The following is a 23,926-nucleotide window of genomic DNA, read 5'->3' on the forward strand; positions in this document are numbered from 1 at the left end:
GCCACCGACAAGCCCGCGAGCGTGGATCTGTTGCGAGATTTCGGCCGAGAACTCGCAACAGATCCACACTCGGCGGCGGCAGAAGCTAGGCGCCCACCGGTGCCGTCGGAGTGAAGACGACGGGCATGGCCTCGGGCCCGCTGACGAAGTTGGCCGGACGCAGCGGAATCGCGTCGCCGTTGGCCAACCGCAGGTCGGGCAGCCGGGTGAGCAGCCGCTCGAGCATCAGCCGCAGCTCCAACCGAGCCAGCTGGTTACCGAGGCAGAAGTGCGTTCCGAAACCGAAAGCCAAGTGGCTGTTGGGGTTCCGGTCGATCCGGAACTCGTCAGGGTTCTCGAAAACAGCTTCGTCGAAGTTCGCTGACTCGAACATCAGCATGATCTTCTCGCCTGCCTTGAGCTCGGTCCCGTGGAACACCGTGTCCGCGGTCAGCGTGCGGCACATGTTCTTCACCGGCGAGGTCCAGCGCAGCGTCTCCTCGATGGCGCCGGGCAGCAACGACTGATCGGCCACCAGGCGTTCCCACTGATCACGATTACGCAGCAGTTGCTCGGTCCCGCCCGACAGCGTGTGCCGCGTGGTCTCGTCACCGCCGATCAGGATCAGCAGCGTCTCCATGACGATCTCGTCATCGCTCATCCGCTGCCCCTCGACCTCGGCATTCACCAGGATCGAGAACAGGTCATCGGTCGGCTCGGCGCGCCGCTTGGCGATCACCTCCATGGTGAACGCGGTGTAGGCGGCGAACGTCTCCATCAACATTCCGATGGCGGTCTCGTCGAGATGCGAACTCAGCCCGCAGACCAGGTCATCCGACCACTTCAGCAGCATCTCGCGCTCGGTGGGCAGCACGCCGAGCATGTCGCCGATCACCGCCATCGGCAGTGGTGCGGCGATATCGCGGACGAAATCGCATTCCCCACGTTCACAGACCGCATCGATCAGGGTGTCGCACAGATTCACGATGGACGGCACCTTGTCCATCACCCGCTTGCGCGTGAAGCCGGAGTTGACCAGCTTGCGGCGCAACACATGTGCCGGATCGTCCATGTCGATCATGTACGGCATGCCGGGCTGATCGGGGCGGATCCCACCGGCGTTGGAGAACAGCTCGGGATTGCGCTCCGCATCGAGCACGGCCGCATAGGTGGTGGCCGCGGCCAGTCCGTTGCGGTCGCGGAACACCGGCTCGTTGGCCCGCATCCATCGGTAGGCCTCCTGAGCGCCACCGTCGGCATAGAAGTTGCCGTTGGTCAGGTCGACATCGGGCTTGAGCAGTACCTGGGTCACGAAATCTCCTTGGAGTCAGCGAACGTCATCTGTACATTGCGGACCGAGCTGGACAACAACGCCCGTTTGGGCAGGCCCAGGGCCGCGAGTTCTTTGGCGTACGGGTGGTCACCCAGCCGGATCCGGACCCCGCCCGGGCGGTATCGCGCCCCGGAAAGGCTCATCCGGCCCTCGGTTTCACGCAGCACGCCGTCGAGGTAGGAATAGGTGGACTGCACCCGGGGTTTGGCGGTGAACCGCGATGGAACCGGAAGCCCGGGTTTGAATTCCATGCCCACGGCCAGCCGGCCGTCGATACTCACCTCGAAGCCGAACGGATTGCCCTCACGAACCCCGGCCCCATTGTCCGCACCGCGGACGGTGAAGTCCGCCAAGACTTTCGGGTATCCCCAGATCTGCCGCCCGGCCTGCAGCGTGAACTCACCGTCGACGGGAAGGTGATGTATGAAGGCGCTCGCCGAGCCCAGGCCACGTAGCCCCGACTCCGCCGATCCGGGCCGGTTCACCATGACGTTGGTGCCGTACTCCAGATACTCCCCCAGATCACCGTCGATGTAGTGCATCAGCATCAACACGACGATCGCGCGGTGCGGCCGGTACCGGTACACGCGCAGGCCGCTGTAATCGATCATGCGCTGCGCGGCGTCGGCGTCCACTGAGTACACCGCCATGTGCTGTTCGGCGGCACGGATCTGCACCGGCATCGTCAACACGGTGCCGAGCACATTGTGCTGCGAGGCAGGAGTGGTGTCACTCACATCGTTGAATCTAACCCCTGCAGTAGACAGATTTCAAGAAGTGTCTACAGCGGGCCTGAGTCAGCGCAGTGGATCCTTGATCCGCTCCTTGACGTAGTGAGGTTACCGACGATCGCTGAATCATCGACCGATTCGGCGGGAACAGTTCGGCGCCAGGAGATTCCGCACGTCGGAGAAGGCGTCGCGCTGATCCGGGTGAGGTAGATTCGGGCCGGTGATCGAGAATCTGTCATCGGCCCCGCGGACCACGGTCGACCTGTCTGGCGTGTCGGAGACGGCGCTGCTGACGCTGCAGATGCGAGCGCAGGAGGCACGCCGCCCCGACAGCATCATCGAAGATCCCATGGCGGTGCAGCTGCTCGACTCGATCGATTTCGATTTCGCCAAGTTCGGGTCGAGCCGGCGCCAGGATGTGGCGCTGCGCGCACTGCGCTTCGACACGTCCACGATCACCTACCTTCGCGACCATCCGAAAGCCACGGTGGTGGCACTCGCGGAGGGTTTGCAGACCAGCTTCCATCGGCTTGATGCCGCTGGCGTCGGCCACGACTTCCGCTGGTTGACAGTCGATCTGCCACCGATGATCGAGGTCCGCCGGAAGCTGCTGCCGGCTTCGGACCGGATCACCGTGTGCGCCCGCTCGGCGCTGGACTTCAGCTGGATGGACGAGGTGAACCCGGCCGACGGCGTGTTCGTCACGGCAGAGGGGCTGCTGATGTACCTACAGCCCGAAGAAGCCATGGGGCTGATTCGGGCGTGCGCACAACGTTTCGCGGGCGGGCAGATGCTGTTCGACCTGCCACCGGCCTGGCTCGCCGCCTGGGCGCGCAAGGGCGTGCGGACCTCAAAGGGCTACCGGATGCCGCCGATGCCCTTCAGCATGTCCCCGTCGCGGGCGGCCGATCTCGTCAACTCCGTGCCAGGCGTCCGGGCAGTACACAACCTGCCGACGCCGGAGGGCCGGGGCCGAATCCTCAACGGGCTGCTGCGGACGGCGCAGCGGGTTCCGTTGCTGAATTCGGCCCTGCCGGTGACGACCCTGCTGGATTTCGGCTAGACAGGCTGACAGCAGTGCCGGCTCAGCCCTGAGCCATGGCCGCGAGATCCTTGATCTGTTCGACGGAGGTGGCCCCGACGACCATCATGGTCACGCCGGAGGCCTCCCAGGCCTTGATCTGTTCCTTGACGAAGTCGAGGTTGCCGACGATCGCCGAATCATCGACCAGTTCGTCGGGAATGATCTTGGCCGCTTCGTCTTTGCGGTCGCTGCGGAACAGTTTGGTGACGTCGTCGACCACCTCCGCATACCCCATCCGGCGATACACGTCGGCGTGGAAGTTGGTGCCCTCGGCCCCCATTCCGCCCATGTACAGCGCCAGGTGCGGCTTCATCAGCTCCATGATCGCGGGCCGATCGTCGGTGACCACGACCTGCGCAGTGGCACAGATCTCGAAGGTTTCGCGGGTACGCCGCGCGCCGGGGCGGGCGAAGCCCTCGTCCAGCCATTCGTTGTACATGCCGGCGATGCGCGGCGAGTAGAAGATCGGCAGCCAGCCGTCGGCGATCTCGGCGGCCAGCGCGACGTTCTTGGGTCCCTCGGCACCGAGCATTACCGGGATGTCGGCGCGCAGCGGATGGGTGATCGGCTTGAGGTTCTTGCCCAGGCCGGTGGTGCCCTCGCCGGTAATCGGCAGCGGGTAGTGCGGACCGTCGCTGTGGACCGGGGCCTCACGCGCCCAGACCTGACGCAGGATGTCGATGTACTCGCGGGTGCGGGCCAGCGGCTTCGGGAACTTCGCGCCATACCAGCCCTCGACCACCTGCGGCCCGGACACGCCGAGCCCCAGGATGTGGCGGCCACCGGAGAGGTGATCCAGGGTCAGCGCGGCCATCGCGCACGCCGTCGGGGTGCGGGCGGACAACTGGATGACCGAGGTGCCCAGCCGCATGCGGGTGGTTTCCCGCCCCCACCAGGCCAGCGGGGTGTAGGCGTCCGAGCCCCAGGCCTCCGCGGTGAAGACGGTGTCGAAGCCCTCCGCTTCGGCGGCAGCGACGAGTTCGGCGTGGTTGGTCGGCGGCTGTGCGCCCCAGTATCCGAGTTGCAGACCGAGCTTCATTTAGATCGCCTTCCCACGTGTCCTTGCCACGATTGTTAGAACCTGTTCTACTCGATGTGTGACAGCCAGCCAAAGCCGCCCGGCCTCGACAGATCACCGTGAGCCGCCACTTTCCGCGCCACTGAAACTGTCGTTTGACTACACCCGTTCAGTAGGTTCACTGCTCAGTCAGTTCTTTACTGCCCTGCGCGAGCGCCGGATCGTCGGCGTGCGCGGGTCCGACGGACGGGTGCACGTGCCACCCGCTGAGTATGACCCGGTCACCTACGAGGCTCTGACCGAGGTGGTTCCGGTATCCAGCGTCGGGACAGTGGTGTCCTGGACCTGGCAGCCCGAACCGCTTGAAGGTCAGCCGCTGGACCGGCCGTTCGCCTGGGCGCTGATCAAGCTCGACGGTGCCGACACCCCACTGCTGCACGCCGTGGACGTCAAGGAAGGCGAGCTCAGCAGCGGTGCCCGGGTGCACGTGCACTGGGTCGACGAGCCGGTGGGCGCGATCACCGACATCGCGTACTTCGTCCCGGGTGAGACCCCCGAGGATGTTCCGCCGGTGAGCGATGACCGTGACCCGGTGACCATGCTGGTGGCGCCCTCGTCCATCGAGATCCAGCACACGGCCTCGCGGCCCGAGAGCACCTACCTGCGGGGTCTGCGCGACGGCAAGCTGCTCGGCGCGCGCACCGGCGAAGACGGCAAGGTGTACTTCCCGCCCAAGGAAGCCGATCCGGCCACCGGCCAGGAACTCACCGAGTTCGTTGAGCTGCCCGACCGGGGCACCATCACCACGTTCGCGATCATCAACATCCCGTTCGCCGGCCAGCGGATCAAGCCGCCGTACGTCGCGGCCTACGTGCTGCTCGACGGTGCCGACATCCCGTTCCTGCATCTGGTGACCGACATCGATGCGTCCGAGGTGCGGATGGGCATGCGGGTCGAGGCGGTATGGAAGCCCCAGGAGGAATGGGGCCTCGGCATCGACAACATCTCGCATTTCCGGCCGACGGGTGAACCCGACGCCGGCTACGACAGCTACAAGCACCACCTGTAAGGGATCACATGACTTTTCGTGACGTAGCCGTCGTCGGTTTCGCGCATGCCCCGCATGTGCGCCGCACAGATGGCACCACCAACGGCGTCGAGATGCTGATGCCATGTTTCGCAAGCCTCTATGAAGAGCTCGGCCTGCAACAGACCGATATCGGCTTCTGGTGCTCGGGATCGTCCGATTACCTTGCCGGCCGCGCCTTCTCGTTCATCTCGGCGATCGACTCGATCGGCGCTGTGCCGCCGATCAACGAGTCACACGTCGAGATGGACGCAGCCTGGGCGCTGTACGAGGCCTACATCAAGATCTTGACCGGCGAGGTGGATACCGCACTGGTCTACGGCTTCGGCAAGTCCTCGGCGGGTGTTCTGCGCCGGGTGCTGGCCCTGCAGACCGATCCCTACACCGTCGCGCCGCTGTGGCCGGATGCGGTGTCGCTGGCCGGACTTCAGGCCCGGTTCGGCCTCGATGCCGGTAAGTGGACTGCCGAGCAGATGGCCCAGGTGGCGTTGGATTCGTTCGCCGCAGCCGACCGCGTCGACTCGGTGGAATCCGCTGCCTCTGTTGCCGAGCTGCTGGACCGCCCGTTCTTCGCCGACCCGCTGCGCCGCCACGACATCGCCCCCATCACCGACGGTGCCTCGGCCATCGTCTTGGCGGCCGGCGACCGGGCTCGCGAACTGCGCGAAAACCCGGCCTGGATCACCGGATTCGAGCACCGCATCGAGACCCCGGTGCTGGGTGCGCGCGATCTGACCGTCTCGACCTCGACCGCCGCCTCGGCACAGGCCGCCACCGGCGGTGACGTGAGCTCGATCGAGGTTGCCGAGATCTACGCCCCGTTCACTCACCAGCAGCTGATCCTCACCGAGGCGATCGGGCTGGGCGAGAATACGAAGATCAACCCGTCGGGCGGCGCGTTGGCCGCCAACCCGATGTTCTCGGCCGGCCTGGAGCGCATCGGTTTCGCCGCGCAGCACATCTTCTCCGGCTCGGCCGGGCGCGTGCTCGCGCACGCCACCAGTGGCGCTGCGCTGCAACAGAATCTGGTCGCGGTCCTGGAGGGCAAATAATGGCTAAGAATCTCGCCGCGGTCCTGGGCACCGGGCAGACCAAGTACGTCGCCAAGCGTCACGACGTATCGATGAACGGGCTGGTGCGCGAGGCCATCGACAAGGCGCTCGCCGATTCCGGCTCGACGATGGCTGATATCGACGCAGTGGTGGTCGGCAAGGCACCGGACTTCTTCGAGGGCGTGATGATGCCCGAGTTGTTCATGGTCGACGCCACCGGCGCCACCAACAAGCCGCTGATCCGTGTGCATACCGCGGGTTCGGTGGGCGGATCGACCGCGATCGTCGCGTCCAGCCTGGTCAAATCCGGCAAGTACCGCCGCGTGCTGACCATGTCGTGGGAAAAGCAGTCCGAGTCGAATGCCATGTGGGCGTTGAGTATTCCGGTGCCCTTCACCAAGCCGGTCGGCGCGGGTGCCGGCGGTTACTTCGCGCCGCACGTGCGCGCCTACATCCGGCGCTCCGGTGCCCCGAACCACATCGGCGCGATGGTGGCGGTCAAGGACCGGCTCAACGGTGCCAAGAACCCGTTGGCTCACCTGCACCAGCCCGATATCACGCTGGAGAAGGTGATGGCCTCGCAGATGCTGTGGGACCCGATCCGTTTCGACGAGACCTGTCCGTCGTCAGATGGTGCCGCGGCCATGGTGATCGGTGACGAGGCCGCCGCCGACGCGCGGATTGCCGAAGGCCACCCGGTCGCCTGGATCCACGCGACGGCGCTGCGGACCGAGCCGCTGGCGTACTCCGGCCGTGACCAGGTCAACCCGCAGGCCGGTCGCGACGCCGCGGCGGCACTGTGGCGCGATGCCGGCATCACCAGCCCGATCGACGAGATCGATGTGGCCGAGGTGTACGTGCCGTTCTCCTGGTTCGAGCCGATGTGGTTGGAGAACCTCGGTTTTGCCGCCGAGGGCGAGGGCTGGAAGCTGACGGAGGCCGGCGAGACGGCCATCGGCGGGAAGATTCCCTTCAACGCCTCCGGTGGCGTGCTGAGCTCGAACCCGATCGGTGCGTCCGGCATGATCCGGTTCGCCGAATCGGCGATCCAGGTGATGGGCAAGGCCGGCGACCATCAGGTCCAGGGCGCCCGCAAGGCGCTCGGGCACGCCTACGGCGGTGGCGCGCAGTACTACTCCATGTGGGTTGTGGGCTCTGACAAACCGGGCGAGCCCGCATCATGACGCGCATGAAGTACACCCTCAGCGTGGCCATGGGCCCGCTGGAGCATCTGACCGGATTGGCCCGCACCGCAGAGGAAGTCGGGTTCGATTCGATCGCCCTGCCCGACTCGCTGTTCTACATGGAGAAGCAGGCCGCGGACTATCCGTACACCCCGGACGGGTCGCGGATGTGGAACGCCGAGACCCCGTGGGTTGATCCGCTGATCGCGGCGGCCTCGATGGGTGCGGCGACCTCGACGCTGCGGTTCTACACCAACGTGATGAAGCTCGGATCGCGAAATCCGCTGCTGCTGGCCCGCCAGGTCGGCTCGGTGGCCAACCTGACCAACAACCGGTTCGGCTTCGGCGTCGGGATCGGCTGGGCACCAGAGGAATTCGAATGGTGCGGAGTTCCGTTCGCCAAGCGTGGGGCGCGCGTCGACGAGATGATCGAGGTGCTCAAGCTCGTGCTCGGCGGCGGCATGGTCGAGTTCCATGGCGAGTTCTACGATTTCGAGCGTCTGCAGATGAGCCCGGCGCCGTCGGAGCCGGTGCCGTTCTACGTCGGCGGGCACACACCGGTGGCACTCAAGCGTGCCGCCCGCGTGGGTGACGGCTGGACCAGCGCGATGATGACGTGCGCACAGCTGGCCGAGACCGTGACGGCGATCAACAAGCTGCGGGCCGAATACGGCCGGGCCGATGAGCCGTTCGAGTTCCAGTCTGTGTGCATCGACAAGTTCGATCTCGACGGGCACCGTGCGCTGGCCGAGGCCGGTATCACCGACAACATCGTCATCCCGTGGATGCTCGAAGGTCTGGGCTTCGACGCTCCGCTGGAGCGCAAGCAGGACTCGCTCAAGCGGTTCGCCGACACCTACATCCACTCCGGCTGGCAGGACTGACATGACCGTCACCGATACTCAGCACCCAGCTCACCTGGCAGGCAAGCGATCCCGGGATGCGGTTGCCGCCCGGGATAAGCAAGCATGGCTGGACAACTTCGCCGACGACGCGATCGTGCAGGACCCCATCGGGCCGTCGTTCTTCGACCCCGCAGGCTTGGGCCACCAGGGCAAGGAAGCCATCGCGGCGTTCTGGGACAAGGCCATCGCCCCGACCGACAACCTCGAGTTCAACTTCCTCGACACGTTCCAGTGCGGCAGCGAGGAAGCCAACGTCGGCAGCATCGTCACCACGATGGGCGGGCACCGCATCACCACTCCGGGTGTCTTCACCTACCGGGCGAATGACGCGGGACAGTTGGTGGCGTTGCGGGCCTACTGGGAAGTGGACCGCGCGAGCGCCGAGAAGATCGACAGCTAGAGCTCGACGAGCCCCGTCAGGTAGCGCTGCGCCAGCTCCCGGTACGCCGCCGGATTGGCCTGCACCCAGGTCTGTGCACCGGTGCCCGCGATAGGTCCCCGGATCTTCGCGGGTGCACCGGTGACCAGCACCTCGTCGGGAATCTTTGTGCCCCCGACCACCAGGGAATGCGCCGCGATCAGGCTGCGCCGGCCGATCACCGCCCCGTCGAGGACCGTGCAGTGGTTGGCGATCAGCGCCTCCTCGCCCACGTGTGCACCGTGCACGACGCACATATGGGCGACCGTCGCGCCCGGACCGATGTCGACCGGGATCCCCGGTGGCGCGTGCAGCACCGAACCGTCCTGCACGTTGGCGCCCTCGCGGATGACGATCGGGGCGAAGTCGCCCCGCAACACGGTGTTGAACCACACCGAGGCACCGGCCTCGACCGTCACGTTGCCGATCAGTGTTGCCGTCGGGGCCACGAATGCGCTTGGGTCAACCACGGGCGCCCGGCCCTCGAACGAATACAGCGGCATCGTCCACATATACCGCAGGAACCGGCCCCCGGCGCAGCGACGCGTACCCTGAACAGTAACTATGTCGCTCACGACAACCATCCGCCCCAGGTTCTTGATCACCATCGGCCTTGCCGCAGCCGTCATCGGCACGGTCGGCGCGTGCACCCCAGCCGACCAGTCACCGACTACGCCGTGGGTTGCCACGCCGTCTACCTCGCCGTCGGCTGCCGCGCCGAAATCGCCGAAATCGCAGGCTTCCGACTACAGCCACCTGCTACTACAGGCCGAGGATGTCAGCATTCCGCCGGACGCGTTCACCGTCAGGTCCAACAATGTCAACCCCGACGGCCAGTCCGGGGCCAGCGCGTTGTTCGTCAACGCCGACGACACCCGGGCAATCGCCGACACGATCCTGATCTACCCGGACGCGGCGACCGCGGCGGCGACGCTCAAACAGGCCTCGGCCGCCGTGAGCACGATGGTGACCGGTGGCGAACCGCACCCGGTGCCGGTCGGTTTGAACGGCACCGTCATCTCGGGCACCGCACCGGACGGCTCCAAGGCCGTGACGCTGCTGATGTACAACCAGGGACGCGCGGTGGTCCGCCTGGAGTTCGACAGCACTCCGAATGATCCGGTGTCACCGCAGACAGTGGCCAGTGTGGGCCGGATGCAACAGATCGCCCTGAGAATCGGCCTTCCGGAGCGGGAGTAGGTCCCGGTCACGACGGGTATGCCCCAGGTCACGCCTGAATTATTGCCATCCGGGCTCAAAAAACTGTAACGTGTTCTAGTTAAGAGCACCGATACGGGAGGCCCACCGTGACTACCGAACATGCCGGCATCAGAGAGATCGACACCGGCGCCCTGCCAGACCGCTACGCGCGGGGTTGGCACTGCCTGGGACCCGTCAAGAACTTCCTTGACGGTCAGCCGCACTCTGTCGAGGCATTCGGCACCAAGCTGGTGGTGTTCGCCGATTCGGCGGGCGACCTGAAGGTCCTCGACGGCTACTGCCGGCACATGGGCGGCGACCTGTCGCAGGGCACCATCAAGGGCGACGCCGTGGCCTGCCCGTTCCACGACTGGCGCTGGGGCGGTGACGGCAAGTGCAAGCTCGTCCCCTACGCCAAGCGCACCCCGCGTCTGGCCCGCACCCGGGCCTGGCACACCGACGTGCGCGGCGGCCTGCTGTTCGTCTGGCACGACCACGAGGGCAACGACCCCCAGCCCGAGGTCCGGATCCCTGAGATCCCCGAGGCGGCCAGCGACGAGTGGACCGAGTGGCAGTGGAACTCGCTGTTGATCGAGGGCAGCAACTGCCGCGAGATCATCGACAACGTCACCGACATGGCGCACTTCTTCTACATCCACTACGGCCTGCCGACGTACTTCAAGAACGTCTTCGAAGGGCACATCGCCTCGCAGTATCTGCACAACGTCGGCCGTCAGGACATCGGCGGCATGGGCACCCAGTACGGCGAGTCGCACCTGGACTCGGAGGCCTCCTACTTCGGGCCGTCGTTCATGATCAACTGGCTGCACAACAACTACGCCGGTTACAAGGCCGAGTCGATCCTGATCAACTGCCACTACCCGGTGAGCCAGGACGCCTTCATGCTGCAGTGGGGCGTCATCGTCGAGAAGCCCAAGGGCATGGACGAAAAGACCACCCAGAAGCTGGCCGACGCGATGACGGACGGCGTGAGCAAGGGCTTCATGCAGGACGTCGAGATCTGGAAGCACAAGACCCGCATCGACAACCCGCTGCTGGTCGAGGAGGACGGCGCCGTCTACCAGATGCGCCGCTGGTACCAGCAGTTCTACGTCGATGTCGCGGACATCAGCCCCGACATGACGGACCGGTTCGAGATGGAGATCGACACCACCGCGGCCAACGAGAAGTGGCACGTGGAGGTCGAGGAGAACCTGAAGATCAAGGCGGCTGAGAAGTCGGCTCAGACGGAAACACTGCAGTCCAGCTGATGACGACACGCAACGAGCGGAGCCAGGCGCCAGATGTCGACGACCTGGCCCGCTCGATGCTGCTGCTGCACGGCGTGCATGAGGATGACGATCATCACGCCGGCAGCGGCGCAGGCACCGGTTCGACCGCCGGATCATGGGCCAAGGCACCGAATTTCGCGTCCGATCCGCAACTGGCCGCGGCGGTCCGCGAGGCCAGCGCGCGCGACCGTGAACGCTATCTGACCTCAGGCCTGGTGTCGGTGGACTGCCGGTTCTGCCATGTCTCGGTGCAGGTGAAAAAGCTGAGCGCCGAACACACTTCGGTGCAGTGGTCTACCGAAGCGGTGGAACGCTGCGCGACCTTCGAGGAAATCCGCTCCACCGGCGGAGATCCGGCCCGGGCGCGGTCATGCCCGCGGCTGACCGACAGCATCAAGCATGCGGTTGCCGAAGGGTGCCTGGAAGAGGTGTCTTCGGCCCCCTCCCCCGGCGACGGCTGATTCGCCCGCTAGTTCCCGGTCCTCAGCTCGGCCACGCAGGCACCCAGCGACTCGTCGTCTCCGTCGCCGCCCAGCGGCGGCAGCACGATGCCGTCGGCCACGTCCCCGAACCTCGCCTTCAGCAAGCCGGGCAGCTCATCGTGACGTCCACAGACCACCAGCTCGTCCAGAATGGAATCGGTTAGCACCGAGGGCAATTCGTCCCACAGCTCGGTTCGGACCAGGGACCGCAACCGCTCCGGGAGTTCAGTAAGGCCGCGGCGGGTCAGGCCTGTCGCATATGCGGGTGTCGAATACAGGAATGCCAGCATCCGGCGCTGCCGTTCCCGTTCCATGGCGACCGCCTCATCGGTGCGGCCGGTGGCGATCGCCGTCGAGGCGACGATGCGCGGTGCGTCTGTCCTGCCTGCCGCTTCGGCGCCACGGGCCAACGCCGGGCGCACCACGTCGCGCAGGTAGTCGGGATCGGAGTTGGTCGAGTGCGTGACGATTCCGCGCGCGACCCCGCCGGCGAGTTCCCACATACCGGCGTTCACCGCACCCAGCCAGATCGGCGGGCGGACGGCCTCGCTCGGGCCGGGATTGAAGTAGGGCTGCATGCGGGTCAGCCGGTAGTTCTCGCTCTCGAAGTGCACTGTGCCCCCAGTGCGGAACGCATCGAACAGGGCATCGAGCGCACCCACGTAATCCCTGAGCCGGGCAATCGGATCGCTCCACGGCATGCCGTAGCGGTCCCGGATGTTCTGCTTGATCTGCGTCCCGAGCCCCAGCTCGAACCGACCGCCCGAGAGTACCGACAGATCCCAGGCGGTGTACGCCGTCAGCGTGGGACTGCGCACGAATGCCAGTGTCACGGCGGTGCGGACGGTGATGCGCGATGTGTGCTCCAGGGCCAGCAACGAGACCGCCAGTGAGTCGTGCAGGGTCTCGGCGACATGTAGGCCGTCGCAGCCCAGTCGCTCGGCCCGCCGCGCATAGCCGGCGGTTGCGGTCAGCGGCGTACGCGGGTCGAGCGCCAGATAGACCTTCATGATCTCCCCCTCACGAGCAGACGCGAATGTACCCGGAAATCAACATTTCCGGGTCATTCGCGTCTGCTCGCGGGGCTACTACTACAGCCCCTTGAATCGCTCCTGGACCGCCTCAGAGGACAGTCCGTAGTCGGCCAGTGAGTAGGTGTGCTTCGGCGCACGCGGCCCCTGCTTGCTGGCTTCGTGGCTGTCGACCATCGCCTGCCGGGCGGCGTCCGTGAAGTCCAGCCCGAACGTGCGGTAGATACCCTCGACCGCGCCGATCGGGTCCTTGACGAACTCGAAGTAGTCCACGTCGCAGAACTGACCCGGATCATGCTTGGCCCGTTCGGTATTGAACAACTCCAGCCCGCGCGACCAGGTTTCCATGGCGTCTTCGCCGATCACATTCCCGGTGAACGTGTTGGACCAACCGGCGGTGGTGTGCTGCGCCAGCGAGCACATCGAGGCCATGATGGTCTCTGCCGGGCGGTGACACTGGACGACCAGGGCGTCCGGATACGTCGCGAACAGTGCGTCCAGGGCGAACAGATGACTGGGGTTCTTGAGCACCCAACGCTTCTCGGGCTCGTTGAGACCGATCAGCTGCAGGTTCTTCCGGTGCCTCTGGTACGACTTGGTCCAGTCCTGGCGGGCCAGCCACTGCGCGTAGGTCGGGACGTGAGCCAGCGTCTCGTACGAGACCGAGTGCAACGACTGCCGCAGCAGCTGCCAGCATTCCTCGACCTCGTCCGCAGTCATGTAGTGCAGGCCCGTGTAATCCGGGTCCTCCTCGTGCGCCTTCTTGAATCGGGCATCGAGCGCACTGAAGACCGGGTTGTCCGGCCAGGTTTCCCGCGGCGGCCGAGGCTGCGGGAACTCCGCCAGCCACATCTCCAAACCCTGATGCATCGGGTCGGCGGTCAGCAACCGGTGGATCACCGTGGTCCCGGTGCGCGGCAGACCGGTGACGAAGATCGGCCGCTCGATCGGCACGTCGACGTGCTGCGGGTACTGCTTGAACGCAGCTTCCGAGACGAGGCGGGCAACCAGCGCATTGCGGGTGAAGAAGCGCTGCATCTTGCTGCCGAGCTCGGTCAGATCGGCATCACGCTGATAGGACTCCAGCAGCACTCCGAGCGCTTCGATGTAATTGTCGTCGTCGGTACCGAAATCATCCAGGCCGCAGGCCTTTACCGCCGAGGCATGCAGATCCTCGATGGTGCCGACATCGGTGCGTCCGCTCATGCGCGATCCGCCTTCGCTTCTCGCTGCCAGGTCATGCCTTGTACTCCCCGCAGTTCACATCGAGGGCCTGGCCGGTGATACCGCTGGACAGATCGCTGGCCATGAACAGGATCGCCGAGGCGACTTCATCCTCGGTCGGCAGCCGCTTGAGGTCGGAGGAGGCCGCCGTCGCCTTGTAGATCTCGTCGACGGTGGTGCCGTACTTACCCGCCTGATGGGCGAAATAGCTTTCCAGCGTGCCGCCCCAGATATAGCCGGGCAGAATGGAATTCACCCGGATGCCCTGGTCGCCGAGTTCGGTTGCCAGGGTCTGCGACATGGCCAGCAGGGCCGACTTGGCCATCTTGTAGGCGCCGTACTTGGCCTGTGAGTGCCGGACCACCATGGAGTTCACGTTGACGACGGAACCCTTGCTCTGGGCCAGGGCCGGGGTGAAGGCCTGCACCATCCGCAGCGCGCCGAACACCGTCAGCTCGATGGCATCGCGCATGTGCTCGAACGTGGTGTTGGCGAAGGGTTTCATCGACGGCACCCGGAACGCGTTGTTGATCAACACGTCGACCTTGCCGTACGCCTCGATCGAGGCGTCGACCAGATTGTTCACCTGGGCCTCGTCGGTGATATCGGTGCCGACCGAGATGGCGCGACGGCCGAGATCGGTCACCTGCTTGGCCACCTCGTCGAGCCGCTCCACGGTGCGAGCCGCAAGCACCAGATCAGCTCCGGCCTCGGCACAGCGCCGCGCGAGCGTGGTGCCCAGCGCGGGGCCGACCCCGCTGATGACGACGACCTTGTTCTCCAGCAGTCCTGACATCGGTCAGCCCACCATCCTTTCGCCAATTAGCTTCTGACGAAGCGCAATCCGCGCTCGCCAATCATCATCGGAAATCTTGTTGTTCTCGTAATACGGCAGTTTCTCCGCCACAGCGCCGATGTCGACCAATTCTGCGGTCGGCCCGTTCTCGGCGCTCAACTCACGCGAAACCCGCTGCCAGCGGAACTGCAGGTAACCCTTGAGATGCCCCAGCGTCTCGCACCAGTTGGTCACCCCGGGATTGGCCTCGGACACCACGATCCGGATCTTGCCGTCCGGATCGGCTTGCGCCTGAGTGCCGTTCAGCGAGGTCTGGTGATTGATGTAGTCCAGCGAGATGTACCAGAGGCTACCCAGCTGGAAGCCCAGGTAGGGCGCATCCGACACCGGCAGCGTGATGATCATCGCCTGGTCTGGCGTCATGTCGTAGTGACCGACCGACGAATACTGGGTGGCGAGCCCGCCGGGTGTCAGACGCGGTGCGGTCAGCGTGTTGACGGGCAAGTTGTCGTAGAACCACTTAGGGAACTGCAGCCACGTCTTGACCCGCTGAACGAGTTGCTTACCGGCTGTGGCGTAACGCTTCTCGATGAGTTCGCGGGTCAACGGCGCCGGCGCCGTTCCGGCGGTGTCCGTACGCGATATCGCGAAGGAGCCGCGCTGCGCCGACCAGTCGTTGTAGACCTCCCGGATCACCAGCTGCGCGGGGGTAGCCGGGGTGAACCGCCATTCGAAGGTGCCGTCGGCGGCGATGTCGAGCTTGCGGTCATCGAACGCGGTCTCACTGTCCGGAACGTTCTCGTCGGTGTACTCCCCGCCCAACAACTGGAAGCTGACGTCGGTGGTCGTGCCCCGCTTTCCGGTGACGACATACTCGTGTCCGGGTTGGACCCGAGTGCCGAAGTACATGGTGTCGGGGTTGTCCAGGCCCATCTTGGTGAACGGCCCCGTTCCACTGTGCAGGAACGGATGGTCGCGGTCGTAGTCGAACGCGACGTGCGTGCACGCCGCGATGCATCCGGCCAGGTACTGCAGCCCCTCAAGGAGATCCGCTTCCGAGGAGATAAAGGGCGCGGCGGTCACCAGGCGTTCCGCCTCGGCTATGGCATCGGCCAGTGGTTGTGAGTACATCCAGCATCTGCTCTCTCGGTCCAATATTGGACCGCAGTGGTAGAGTTTCCTACCCGACACTAGAACGCGTTCCAATTCGAGTCAACGCCCAGGAGGATCGATGCCAGACGCCGAGCCGGCCGGCCGCGCCTCACCACCGACTGCCCGGGTGGTTGCCATCCTGGATTTCCTGTCCCGCCACCCGCAGGAGCGGTTCGGGCTCTCCGAACTCACCCGCCGAGTCGGACTGACCAAGCCGACGTGCCTGGGGATCCTGAGCTCACTCACCGAATCGGGCTACCTGATCCGGGACAGCGGAGACAAGACGTACCGCCTTGGTCCGAGCCTGATCTCGCTCGGCCACGCGGCGCAAGAGTCGATGCGCGTCAACCCGGCGGCCCGAGCCGAGTTGCACGCGCTGTCAGCCGCTTTCGACACCTCCGCGGGCCTGACCGCCGTGGTCGATGACCGGATCACGGTGCTGGAGGTGGTCGGCCCGCCCGGCCGCGACCCTGGCGTCCGGGTCGGGCAGAGCTATCCGTTCGCACCGCCGGTCGGCCTGATGTTCGTGCTGTGGGACGACGACGCGCTGCGGGCCTGGCTGGCCAAGGCGCCGACGATTCCGCTGCGCACCGAATCCGCGCGGCTACAGCGGGTGATCGAAAACTGTCGCGCCGACGGATATCTCGTGGAACGCCTGACCCCCGGGGGCCGCAGGCTCTACGCGCTGATGGCGGGGATGTCGACCAACCTGCCCGACGAACTGCGCGCCCTGCTGAGTGAGTTGGTGTCCGACATCGGCGAGCGCGTGTATCTGCGGGACGAGGGACCGAGCGGCCGAATGCCACATGACATCAGCGTCATCTCCGCGCCGGTGTTCGACCACTACCGGCGCCAGGTCATGGCGGCCTCACTGCACATCGGGACGGCCCTCACGAACAAGGAGATCAGCGAGCGGGCCAAAGCACTGGTGGCGACAGCCGACGCGTTGACGAAGCAGCTCGGTGGGACGAAGCCGGCGTACTGACGAACCTGAGCTCAGAAGTTGTTGCAGGTCCCGAAGATCTGCTGCATCAACCCTAGGTATTGGCCGTTCGAGCTCAGGATCATCTGGGCCATCTGTTGCCGTTGAGCCCTTGGCGCGGACAGGAACTGGTGCAGGTAAGCCTGGGACGTCGGGTCCGCCTCGAATTGAGCGGCCGCCGCCGGATCCTGGGCATTCGCCGCAGCCATCACCTGGGGGTAACTGCAGGTGGTGTTCACGATCGAATCCAGCGGATCTGCCGACGCGATACCGGCCCCGGTGGCCACCATCATCGCCAATCCACCCACTGCGACAGCCAGTTTGACCGGCATTAGCTCTAACATGTCACGACCTCCTCCCCCCGAGGCCCGAAACTCTACTCGATCACATTGCCCCTGGACCGCGATTCGCTAATGTCCACATAGTCGTTCACTCGGGGTTTTCTTGCTTCAGCAAATAAGTACGCACCAGTGACCGTGGGCCGGTGTCCCGCAGTAGTGCGCTGGCGGGGCGGGGACGCACGCGTTGCGGCCACCAGAACCAGCGTCCCAGCAGTGCGGCGATCGACGGAGTCATGAGTGCGCGGACCACGAGGGTGTCCAACAGCAGGCCGATCCCGATGGTGGAACCCACCTGTCCGATGATTCGGAGGTCGCTGACCACCATCGACATCATGGTGAACGCGAACACCAGACCCGCGGCCGTCACCACTTTGCCGCTACCGCCCATGGCCCGGATGATGCCGGTGTTGATCCCGGCGCCGATTTCCTCTTTCATCCGGGACACCAGCAGCAGGTTGTAGTCGGAACCTACCGCCAACAGAATGATCACGGACATCGCGAGCACGAGCCAGTGCAGATAGATGCCCAGGATGTGTTGCCAGATGAGCACCGACAACCCGAAGGCCGCGCCCAACGAAAGCGCAACGGTGCCAACGATTACCAGCGCGGCCACCAGACTGCGCGTCACGATCAACATGATGATGAAGATCAGGCAGAGCGCGGCGACTCCCGCGAGCAGCAGATCGTAGGTGGCCCCGTCGCGCATGTCCCGGTACGTCGCCGCGGTTCCCGCCATGTAAATCTTGGCGCTCGCCAGAGGAGTCAACTTCAGGGCCTCTTCAGCGGCTCTGACCACCTTGTCAATTCGCGCGATACCCTCCGGCGTGGCGGGGTCTCCGCGGTGAGAGATGATCAACCGCACCGACTTTCCGTCGGGCGAGAAGAACAGGTTCATCGCTCGCTTGAAGTCCTCGTTGTTGAAGACCTCCGGAGGCAGATAGAACGAGTCGTCGTTCTGCGCGGCGTCGAAGGCCCGGCCCATGACGGCGGCGTTCTTGCTGTTCTCATCCATCAGGGCGAGCGTTCCGGCCATGGTGCTGTGCATCGTCAGCATCATGGTCCGCATCATCTGCATGGAGGCGATCATCGCTGGGAACTGGGCAACCATCTTCGGCATGAGCGCATCCAGTTGGTCGAGGTTCCGGACAAGGTCTCGAGTCTTGTCGGCAACCGCGTCGACGCCGTCCATCGCGTCGAAAAAGGACCTCATGGCCCAGCAGTACGGGATGTCAAAGCAATGCGGCTCCCAATACAGGTAATTGCGGATGGGCCGGAAGAAGTCATCGAAATCCGCAATATGGTCCCGTACCTCCTTCAGCACATCCTCCATCTCGTGGGTGTTCTTCACCAAGCCGTGGGTCATGGTGACGAGCTTCTGTGTCACGGCGTAGAGACGCTGCATGTTCGCGATCATCTTCGACATGTCGTCGGCCTGTTTGACCAGGTCATTCATGCGATTCTTCTGAAACGGCAGGAGCTCCACCTGAGTTGCACTCTGCATGCTGAGCAGGAACGGAATCGAAGTGCGGTCGATCGGGGTGCCCTCGGGACGCGTTATTCCCTGGACCCGTGAAATCCCGGGCACGGCGAATACGCTTTTCGCGAGTTTGTTCAACACCAGGAAATCCGACGGGTTACGCATATCGTGATCGGCCTCGACCAACAAAATGTCGGGTGTCATGCGCGACGGCGGAAAGTGCCGCTCGGCGGCGGCGTATCCGACATTCGCCGGAATGCTGCTGGGCACATACAACCGGTCGTTGTAACTGGTCTTGTACGCAGGCAGCGCCAACAAGCCGATCAGTGCCACCACCATTGCCGCGGCGAGGATTGGCGCGGGCCAGCGGACGATCGCGGTACCGAGGCGCCGCCAGCGTCGGACGATGATCCTGCGTTTGGGCTCGAACAAACCGAAGCGTCCCCCCAGCGCCAGAACAGCCGGGATCAGGGTCAGTGCCACTGCCACCGCGACGACCATGGCCACAGAGGTGGGAATACCCATCGTCTGGAAGTACGGCAGCCGGGCGAAACTCAGACAGAAGATCGCACCGGCAATCGTCAGGCCTGAGGCCAGCACCACCTTGGCCACGCTGTGATACGTCGTATAGAACGCCTGCTCGCGTTCCTCACCCGCTTGCCGCGCCTCCTGATACCGGCCGATGAAGAAAATGCCGTAGTCGGTACCGACGGCGATCCCGAGCGATACGAGCAGATTCACGGCGAACGTCGAGAGCCCGATGATCTGGTGATCACCGAGCAGTGCGACGACACCTCGCGCCGTCTGGACCTGCATGCCCACCATGACCAGCAGAAGAACTGCCGTGACCACCGAACGGTAGACGAAGAGCAGCATCGTGAGGATCACCACGAGGGTGACGGCGGTGATCTTGATGATGGATTTGTCGCCGGCGTGGTTCATGTCCGACGCAAGCGGCGCGGAGCCGGTGACATAGGCCTTGACCCCGGCCGGCGGCTGTGACCGTTGCACGATGTCCCGGACCGCCTCCACCGATTCGGTGGACAGGGATTCACCCTGGTTGCCCGCGAGATTCAGCTGGACGTAGACAGCCTTGTTGTCCGGGCTCTGCACACCCGAGGCGGTGAGCTTGTCCCCCCAGTAGTCCTGCACATGCTGCACATGCTTCGTATCGGCTTTCAGCTGCCGCACCAGGTCGTCGTAGTACCTGTGCACATCGTCGCCGAGCGGTTGTTGTCCCTCCAGGACGATCATCGCCACGCTGTCGGAATCAGACTCACCGAAGCTGCGGCCCATACGCTGCATCGCCTGGAATGACGGGGCATCCTTGGGGACCAGCGATACGGAGTACTCCCGTCCGACCTGCTCCAGTGACGGGACAGCGAAGGTCAGGACTGCCACGATCACCAGCCAGCCGAGAATGATCGGTACCGCGAGCCGATAGATCATCCGCGCGACGAACGGCGGATCGCTGGGCGTCGACTGCTCGCTCATGCGGCTGTCCTCACGCAGAAGGACACCATCATCAGGAGCCGCGTTCGTCCGGTAACAGCAGAAGAGACCGGACCAGAGGGCGGGGGCCGGTCGGCCGCAGCAGTGCACTGGCCGGACGCTGCCGGACCCTCAGCGGCCACCAGAACCAGCGACCCAACAGCGCAGCGATCGACGGCGTCATGAACGCGCGCACGATCAGGGTGTCGAACAGCAGGCCGATACCGATCGTCGAACCCACCTGACCGATCGTGCGCACGTCGCTGGCAAGCATCGACATCATGGTGGACGCGAACACCAGCCCGGCGGCGGTGACCACCTTGCCGCTACCGGCCATCGCACGGATGATGCCGGTATTGATCCCGGCTTTTATCTCCTCTTTCATGCGCGATACCAGCAGCAGGTTGTAATCGGAACCGACTGCCAAAAGAATGATCAGCGAAATCGCGAGCACGAGCCAGTTCAATTGAATTCCGAGAATGTGCTGCCAGATGAGCACCGACAGCCCGAAGGCCGCACCCAGCGAAAGCGCGACCGTACCCACGATGACGAGCGCGGCCACCAGGCTCCGGATCATGATCAACATGATGATGAAAATGAGGCAGAGCGCCGCGACCCCCGCGATCATGAGATCGTAGGTAGAACCATCCACCTGATCCTTTGCCATCGCCGAGCTACCGGTGAGATAGATCTTGGCGCTTTCCAGTGGTGTTCCCTTGAGCGCTTCCTCCGCCGCCGTTTTCAACGGTTCGACCCGGGCGATGCCCTCGGGCGACGCCGGATCGCCCCGCTGCGTGATGAGCATGCGCGCCGACTTCCCGTCGGGCGAGACGAAAACGTCCAGAACCTTTTTGAAGTCTTCATTGTCGAAAACTTCGGGAGGGAGGTAGAAGGAGTCGTCGTTCTGGGCATTGTCGAACGCTTTGCCCATGGCGGTGGCGTTGTTGCCGTTTTCCTCCATCTGACCGAAGATTCCGGCCATGGTGCTGTGCATCGTCAGCATCATGGTCCGGGTGCTCTCCATCGTCGCGATCATGGCCGGGAACTGGGCGAGCATCTGCGGCATGAGCAGATTCAACTGATCGAGGTTTCCCACGAGCTGGTGCATCGTCGACGTGAGCCGATCAACGCCGTCAAGCGCTTCGAACAGCGATTTCAACGCCCAACAGACCGGGATGTTGAAGCAATGCGGTTCCCAGTACAGGTAATTCCGAAGGGGTCTGAAGAAATCGTCGAAGTCTGCCATGTGATCACGCAATTCGTTGGTGACGTCCTCCAACTCATGGGTTTTGGTGACCATCGCATTCGTCGTAATGGCGAGCTGCTGCATCAAGCCGTACATCCGCTGCATCGTGCCGATGGTCTTCTGCAGCTCATCAGCCTGGGTGACCAGGTCGTTCATCCGGGCCTTCTGAAACGGCAAGAGCTGTAACTGACTTGCGTTGCCCGAACTCATGAGGAACGGGATCGTCGTGTGCTTCAGCGGGGTTCCCTCAGGACGGGTGGCCCCCTGTACCCTCGCGACGCCCGGAACCGCGAGAAGCCCCTTGACCAGTTTGTTCAGCACCAGAAAATCGGCCGGGTTGCGCAGGTCGTGGTCGGCCTCGATATACAAGATGTCCGGAGCCGTCATCAGCGACTGCGGGAAGTGCCGGTCGGCCGCTGCATACCCTTCATTGGCCGGAATATTCTTCGGCAGATAATTCTGGTCGTTGTAACCAGGCTGGTATTTCGGTAGCGCCAGCAATCCGATGAGCGATACGGCCAATGCCGTCACGAGAATCGGTGCGGGCCAGCGGACGATCGCGGTACCCAGGCGCCGCCAACGACGCACGATGATCTTGCGTTTGGGTTCGAACAGTCCAAAACGCCCGCCGAGGACAAGGACCGCCGGAATCAGCGTCAGGGCGACCGCAACGGCGACGACCATACCCAGCGCGCACGGGACGCCCAGGGTCTGGAAATACGGCAGCCGGGTGAAACTCAGGCAGTACACCGCGCCGGCGATGGTCAGACCCGAGGCCAGGACCACCTTGGCGACGCTGTGATAGGTCGTATAGAAGGCCCTCTCCCGGTCCTCGCCGGCCTGACGCGCCTCCTGATACCTGCCGACGAAGAAGATGCCGTAGTCGGTTCCCGCCGCGATTCCGAGCGTGACCAACAGGTTCACGGCGTAAGTGGAAAGCCCGATCACCCCTTGATCGCCCAGGAATGCGACGACTCCTCGAGCCACCTGGAGCTGAGTTCCCACCAGTAGCAGCAGCAGCAGTGCGGTGACGATCGAACGGAAGAAGAAGAGCAGCATCACGAGGATGACCGTGAGACTCAGGCCGGTGACCAGGAGCACGGTCTTGTTGCCGCTCTGGCTCAGATCGGCAACAAGGGCGACCGGCCCGGTGACGTAGGCTTTCACCCCCGGCGGTGGCGGGGTGTTCTTCACGATGTTGCGGACGGATTCCAAGGAATCGGTCGAGGCGGTCTGACCGAGGTCACCGGTGAGGCTCATCTGCACGTAGACGGCCTTGTTGTCGGCGCTCTGCGCCGCACCCGCCGTCAGCGGGTCACCCCAGAAATCCTGGATGTGCTGCACATGCGCCGTATCGGCTTTCAACTGACGGATCAAGTCGTCGTAATAGCGATGCGCATCGTCGCCGAGCGGCTGTTGCCCCTCCAGGACGATCATCGCCACGCTGTTCGAGTTGGATTCCTGGAAGCTCTGTCCCATGCGCTGCATCGCCTCGAAGGACGGCGCATCGTTGGGAATCATCGATACCGAGTGCTCTTTTTCCACCTGCTCGAGCGGAGGGACGGCCGCACCGAGGATGTAGGCGATCACCAACCACAGCAGGATGATCGGCACCGCCAGCTTGCGGATCATCCGCGGGATGAACGGCGGCTTGTCGGCGGTGGGTTGGCTGCTCATGCGGCCTTCAGCGTGCAGAAGGTGAACGCGCTCGTCCCTTGCCCCGTCCGCTCCGACTTGACCTTGCCATCGACGGTGATGCGGCAGCCGATGGTGTTACCAGTGCCCTGCGCGATGATGTTGACCATCGCCGTCGTCTCGGACATCGGAAACTTCAACGTCCATGGCAAGCTTGCGTTTTCAATGAACTGCGGCTCCGCGTCGACATCGAAATAGCTGATGCTCGCCGTCGTGCCCGGAGAGCCGAACACCTCGTACGCCAGCTGCTTCGGGTTGTAGGGCTTGCGTGCCTCGGTTTCGGTGTCGGAATACGCGGGGCGAATCTCGGAACCGAAGACACCGTGCAGCCGCAGCACCGTGAATCCGCCGGCGCCGAGGACGGCGAGGATGAGCAGCGGAATCCACAGCCGCTTCATGACCCCCAAATCACGAACCCCCATCCGCGTCTAGCCCGCCGATTCGGTTGCCGTCGGCACCCCGAACCAGCCGTGCGGAGGGGTCACGGCGAACACGCTGCGATTCGGGCAGGATCCGAACCTGACAAGTACAGCATTCAGGCGACCTCCATATCGGTCTATTCCCAACGTGATACGGGATCGTAATGCAAACCGCGGGTGCACGATGTGGAACGGAAGTTACCGTTGCTACCGATCGGCGCCGGCTGGACATTCGCTGCGTATCAGCTGTCGACCGGGCCCGCTCCGGCACTTCCGTCGCCGACGGTCCGGACATACGGTCAACGTT

The 23,926-nt window shown here is 64.4% G+C and carries 22 protein-coding genes; 10 read left to right on the forward strand and 12 right to left on the reverse strand.

The genetic code is table 11. From position 1 onward, the window contains the following. Positions 1-85: 85 nt before the first annotated feature. A complete protein-coding gene (locus ACZYZ7_RS28940) occupies positions 86-1,291 on the reverse strand; it encodes a cytochrome P450 (RefSeq protein ID WP_463742323.1) in 1,206 nt (401 codons plus the stop codon). Further along, on the reverse strand, positions 1,288-1,995 hold the full coding sequence (locus ACZYZ7_RS28945; RefSeq protein ID WP_463742363.1) for an acetoacetate decarboxylase family protein: 708 nt from the start codon (positions 1,993-1,995) through the stop codon (positions 1,288-1,290). Before ACZYZ7_RS28945 ends, ACZYZ7_RS28940 begins: the two co-directional genes overlap by 4 nt. Positions 1,996-2,275: 280 nt before the next feature. Between ACZYZ7_RS28945 and ACZYZ7_RS28950 the strand changes: the two genes are divergently transcribed. Next, positions 2,276-3,106, forward strand: coding sequence for a class I SAM-dependent methyltransferase (locus ACZYZ7_RS28950; protein ID WP_463742364.1), 831 nt, complete (start codon positions 2,276-2,278; stop codon positions 3,104-3,106). A 22-nt stretch (positions 3,107-3,128) separates the two neighbouring features. Here the strand turns inward: ACZYZ7_RS28950 and ACZYZ7_RS28955 are convergent, their stop codons facing one another. Continuing rightward, entirely contained in the window at positions 3,129-4,166 is a 1,038-nt protein-coding gene (locus ACZYZ7_RS28955; protein WP_463742324.1) for an LLM class F420-dependent oxidoreductase, read from the reverse strand. A gap of 58 nt (positions 4,167-4,224) precedes the next feature. On the opposite strand from ACZYZ7_RS28955, the gene ACZYZ7_RS28960 reads away from it, so the two are divergent. From ACZYZ7_RS28960 to ACZYZ7_RS28980, 5 genes are read left to right on the forward strand one after another with little or no spacing between them, the layout of a single operon-like run. Continuing rightward, complete coding sequence (locus ACZYZ7_RS28960) at positions 4,225-5,214, forward strand: Zn-ribbon domain-containing OB-fold protein (protein ID WP_463742325.1); 990 nt, start codon at positions 4,225-4,227, stop codon at positions 5,212-5,214. Between the two features lie 8 nt (positions 5,215-5,222). Further along, a complete protein-coding gene (locus ACZYZ7_RS28965; RefSeq protein ID WP_135458631.1) occupies positions 5,223-6,284 on the forward strand; it encodes a thiolase domain-containing protein in 1,062 nt (353 codons plus the stop codon). Continuing rightward, on the forward strand, positions 6,284-7,468 hold the full coding sequence (locus tag ACZYZ7_RS28970; RefSeq protein ID WP_450071205.1) for a thiolase domain-containing protein: 1,185 nt from the start codon (positions 6,284-6,286) through the stop codon (positions 7,466-7,468). The genes ACZYZ7_RS28965 and ACZYZ7_RS28970 overlap by 1 nt, the downstream gene beginning before the upstream one ends. Before the next feature lie 5 nt (positions 7,469-7,473). Beyond that, positions 7,474-8,352: a TIGR03619 family F420-dependent LLM class oxidoreductase gene (locus tag ACZYZ7_RS28975; protein ID WP_450071206.1), complete on the forward strand. Its 879-nt coding sequence runs from the start codon at positions 7,474-7,476 to the stop codon at positions 8,350-8,352. A 1-nt stretch (position 8,353) separates the two neighbouring features. Continuing rightward, a complete protein-coding gene (locus ACZYZ7_RS28980; protein WP_450071207.1) occupies positions 8,354-8,773 on the forward strand; it encodes a nuclear transport factor 2 family protein in 420 nt (139 codons plus the stop codon). Here the strand turns inward: ACZYZ7_RS28980 and ACZYZ7_RS28985 are convergent. Then, a complete protein-coding gene (locus ACZYZ7_RS28985) occupies positions 8,770-9,294 on the reverse strand; it encodes a gamma carbonic anhydrase family protein (RefSeq protein ID WP_450071242.1) in 525 nt (174 codons plus the stop codon). The genes ACZYZ7_RS28980 and ACZYZ7_RS28985 overlap by 4 nt on opposite strands. A gap of 61 nt (positions 9,295-9,355) precedes the next feature. Here ACZYZ7_RS28985 and ACZYZ7_RS28990 point away from each other — a divergent pair, with 61 nt between their 5' ends. The 3 genes from ACZYZ7_RS28990 (at position 9,356) to ACZYZ7_RS29000 (ending at position 11,744) form a co-directional block, all read left to right on the forward strand. Further along, positions 9,356-9,991, forward strand: coding sequence for a hypothetical protein (locus tag ACZYZ7_RS28990; RefSeq protein ID WP_450071210.1), 636 nt, complete (start codon positions 9,356-9,358; stop codon positions 9,989-9,991). 107 nt (positions 9,992-10,098) lie between these two features. Continuing rightward, a complete protein-coding gene (locus tag ACZYZ7_RS28995; protein WP_450071211.1) occupies positions 10,099-11,262 on the forward strand; it encodes a Rieske 2Fe-2S domain-containing protein in 1,164 nt (387 codons plus the stop codon). After that, positions 11,262-11,744: a hypothetical protein gene (locus tag ACZYZ7_RS29000; RefSeq protein ID WP_450071212.1), complete on the forward strand. Its 483-nt coding sequence runs from the start codon at positions 11,262-11,264 to the stop codon at positions 11,742-11,744. The genes ACZYZ7_RS28995 and ACZYZ7_RS29000 overlap by 1 nt, the downstream gene beginning before the upstream one ends. An 8-nt stretch (positions 11,745-11,752) precedes the next feature. Here the strand turns inward: ACZYZ7_RS29000 and ACZYZ7_RS29005 are convergent, their stop codons facing one another. The 4 genes from ACZYZ7_RS29005 to ACZYZ7_RS29020 all read right to left on the reverse strand — a co-directional run bounded on the left by ACZYZ7_RS29005 (position 11,753) and on the right by ACZYZ7_RS29020 (position 15,947). Continuing rightward, complete coding sequence (locus ACZYZ7_RS29005; RefSeq protein WP_463742326.1) at positions 11,753-12,775, reverse strand: TIGR03617 family F420-dependent LLM class oxidoreductase; 1,023 nt, start codon at positions 12,773-12,775, stop codon at positions 11,753-11,755. 81 nt (positions 12,776-12,856) lie between these two features. Further along, the gene (locus ACZYZ7_RS29010; RefSeq protein WP_450071213.1) at positions 12,857-14,002 is read right to left on the reverse strand and encodes a sulfotransferase family protein; all 1,146 of its coding nucleotides are present in this window, start codon (positions 14,000-14,002) and stop codon (positions 12,857-12,859) included. Between the two features lie 31 nt (positions 14,003-14,033). Then, positions 14,034-14,816, reverse strand: a complete 783-nt coding sequence (locus ACZYZ7_RS29015) for an SDR family oxidoreductase (protein WP_450071214.1) — start codon at positions 14,814-14,816, stop codon at positions 14,034-14,036. A 3-nt stretch (positions 14,817-14,819) separates the two neighbouring features. Next, complete coding sequence (locus ACZYZ7_RS29020) at positions 14,820-15,947, reverse strand: hypothetical protein (RefSeq protein WP_463742327.1); 1,128 nt, start codon at positions 15,945-15,947, stop codon at positions 14,820-14,822. Between the two features lie 100 nt (positions 15,948-16,047). On the opposite strand from ACZYZ7_RS29020, the gene ACZYZ7_RS29025 reads away from it, so the two are divergent. After that, complete coding sequence (locus ACZYZ7_RS29025; protein ID WP_450071216.1) at positions 16,048-16,953, forward strand: IclR family transcriptional regulator; 906 nt, start codon at positions 16,048-16,050, stop codon at positions 16,951-16,953. Positions 16,954-16,964: 11 nt separating this feature from the next. On the opposite strand, the gene ACZYZ7_RS29030 is transcribed toward ACZYZ7_RS29025, so the two are convergent. The 4 genes from ACZYZ7_RS29030 to ACZYZ7_RS29045 form a co-directional block, all read right to left on the reverse strand. Then, on the reverse strand, positions 16,965-17,294 hold the full coding sequence (locus ACZYZ7_RS29030; protein WP_450071217.1) for a hemophore-related protein: 330 nt from the start codon (positions 17,292-17,294) through the stop codon (positions 16,965-16,967). 85 nt (positions 17,295-17,379) lie between these two features. Next, positions 17,380-20,262, reverse strand: coding sequence for an MMPL/RND family transporter (locus tag ACZYZ7_RS29035; RefSeq protein WP_463742328.1), 2,883 nt, complete (start codon positions 20,260-20,262; stop codon positions 17,380-17,382). Positions 20,263-20,293: 31 nt separating this feature from the next. Then, positions 20,294-23,182 carry an MMPL/RND family transporter gene (locus ACZYZ7_RS29040; RefSeq protein WP_463742329.1) on the reverse strand — a complete coding sequence of 963 codons (2,889 nt, stop codon included), beginning with the start codon at positions 23,180-23,182 and terminating at the stop codon, positions 20,294-20,296. After that, entirely contained in the window at positions 23,179-23,598 is a 420-nt protein-coding gene (locus ACZYZ7_RS29045) for an MmpS family transport accessory protein (protein WP_463742330.1), read from the reverse strand. Before ACZYZ7_RS29045 ends, ACZYZ7_RS29040 begins: the two co-directional genes overlap by 4 nt. Positions 23,599-23,926 lie beyond the last annotated feature (328 nt).

It is taken from the genome of Mycobacterium sp. IDUB_17 (assembly GCF_055419465.1).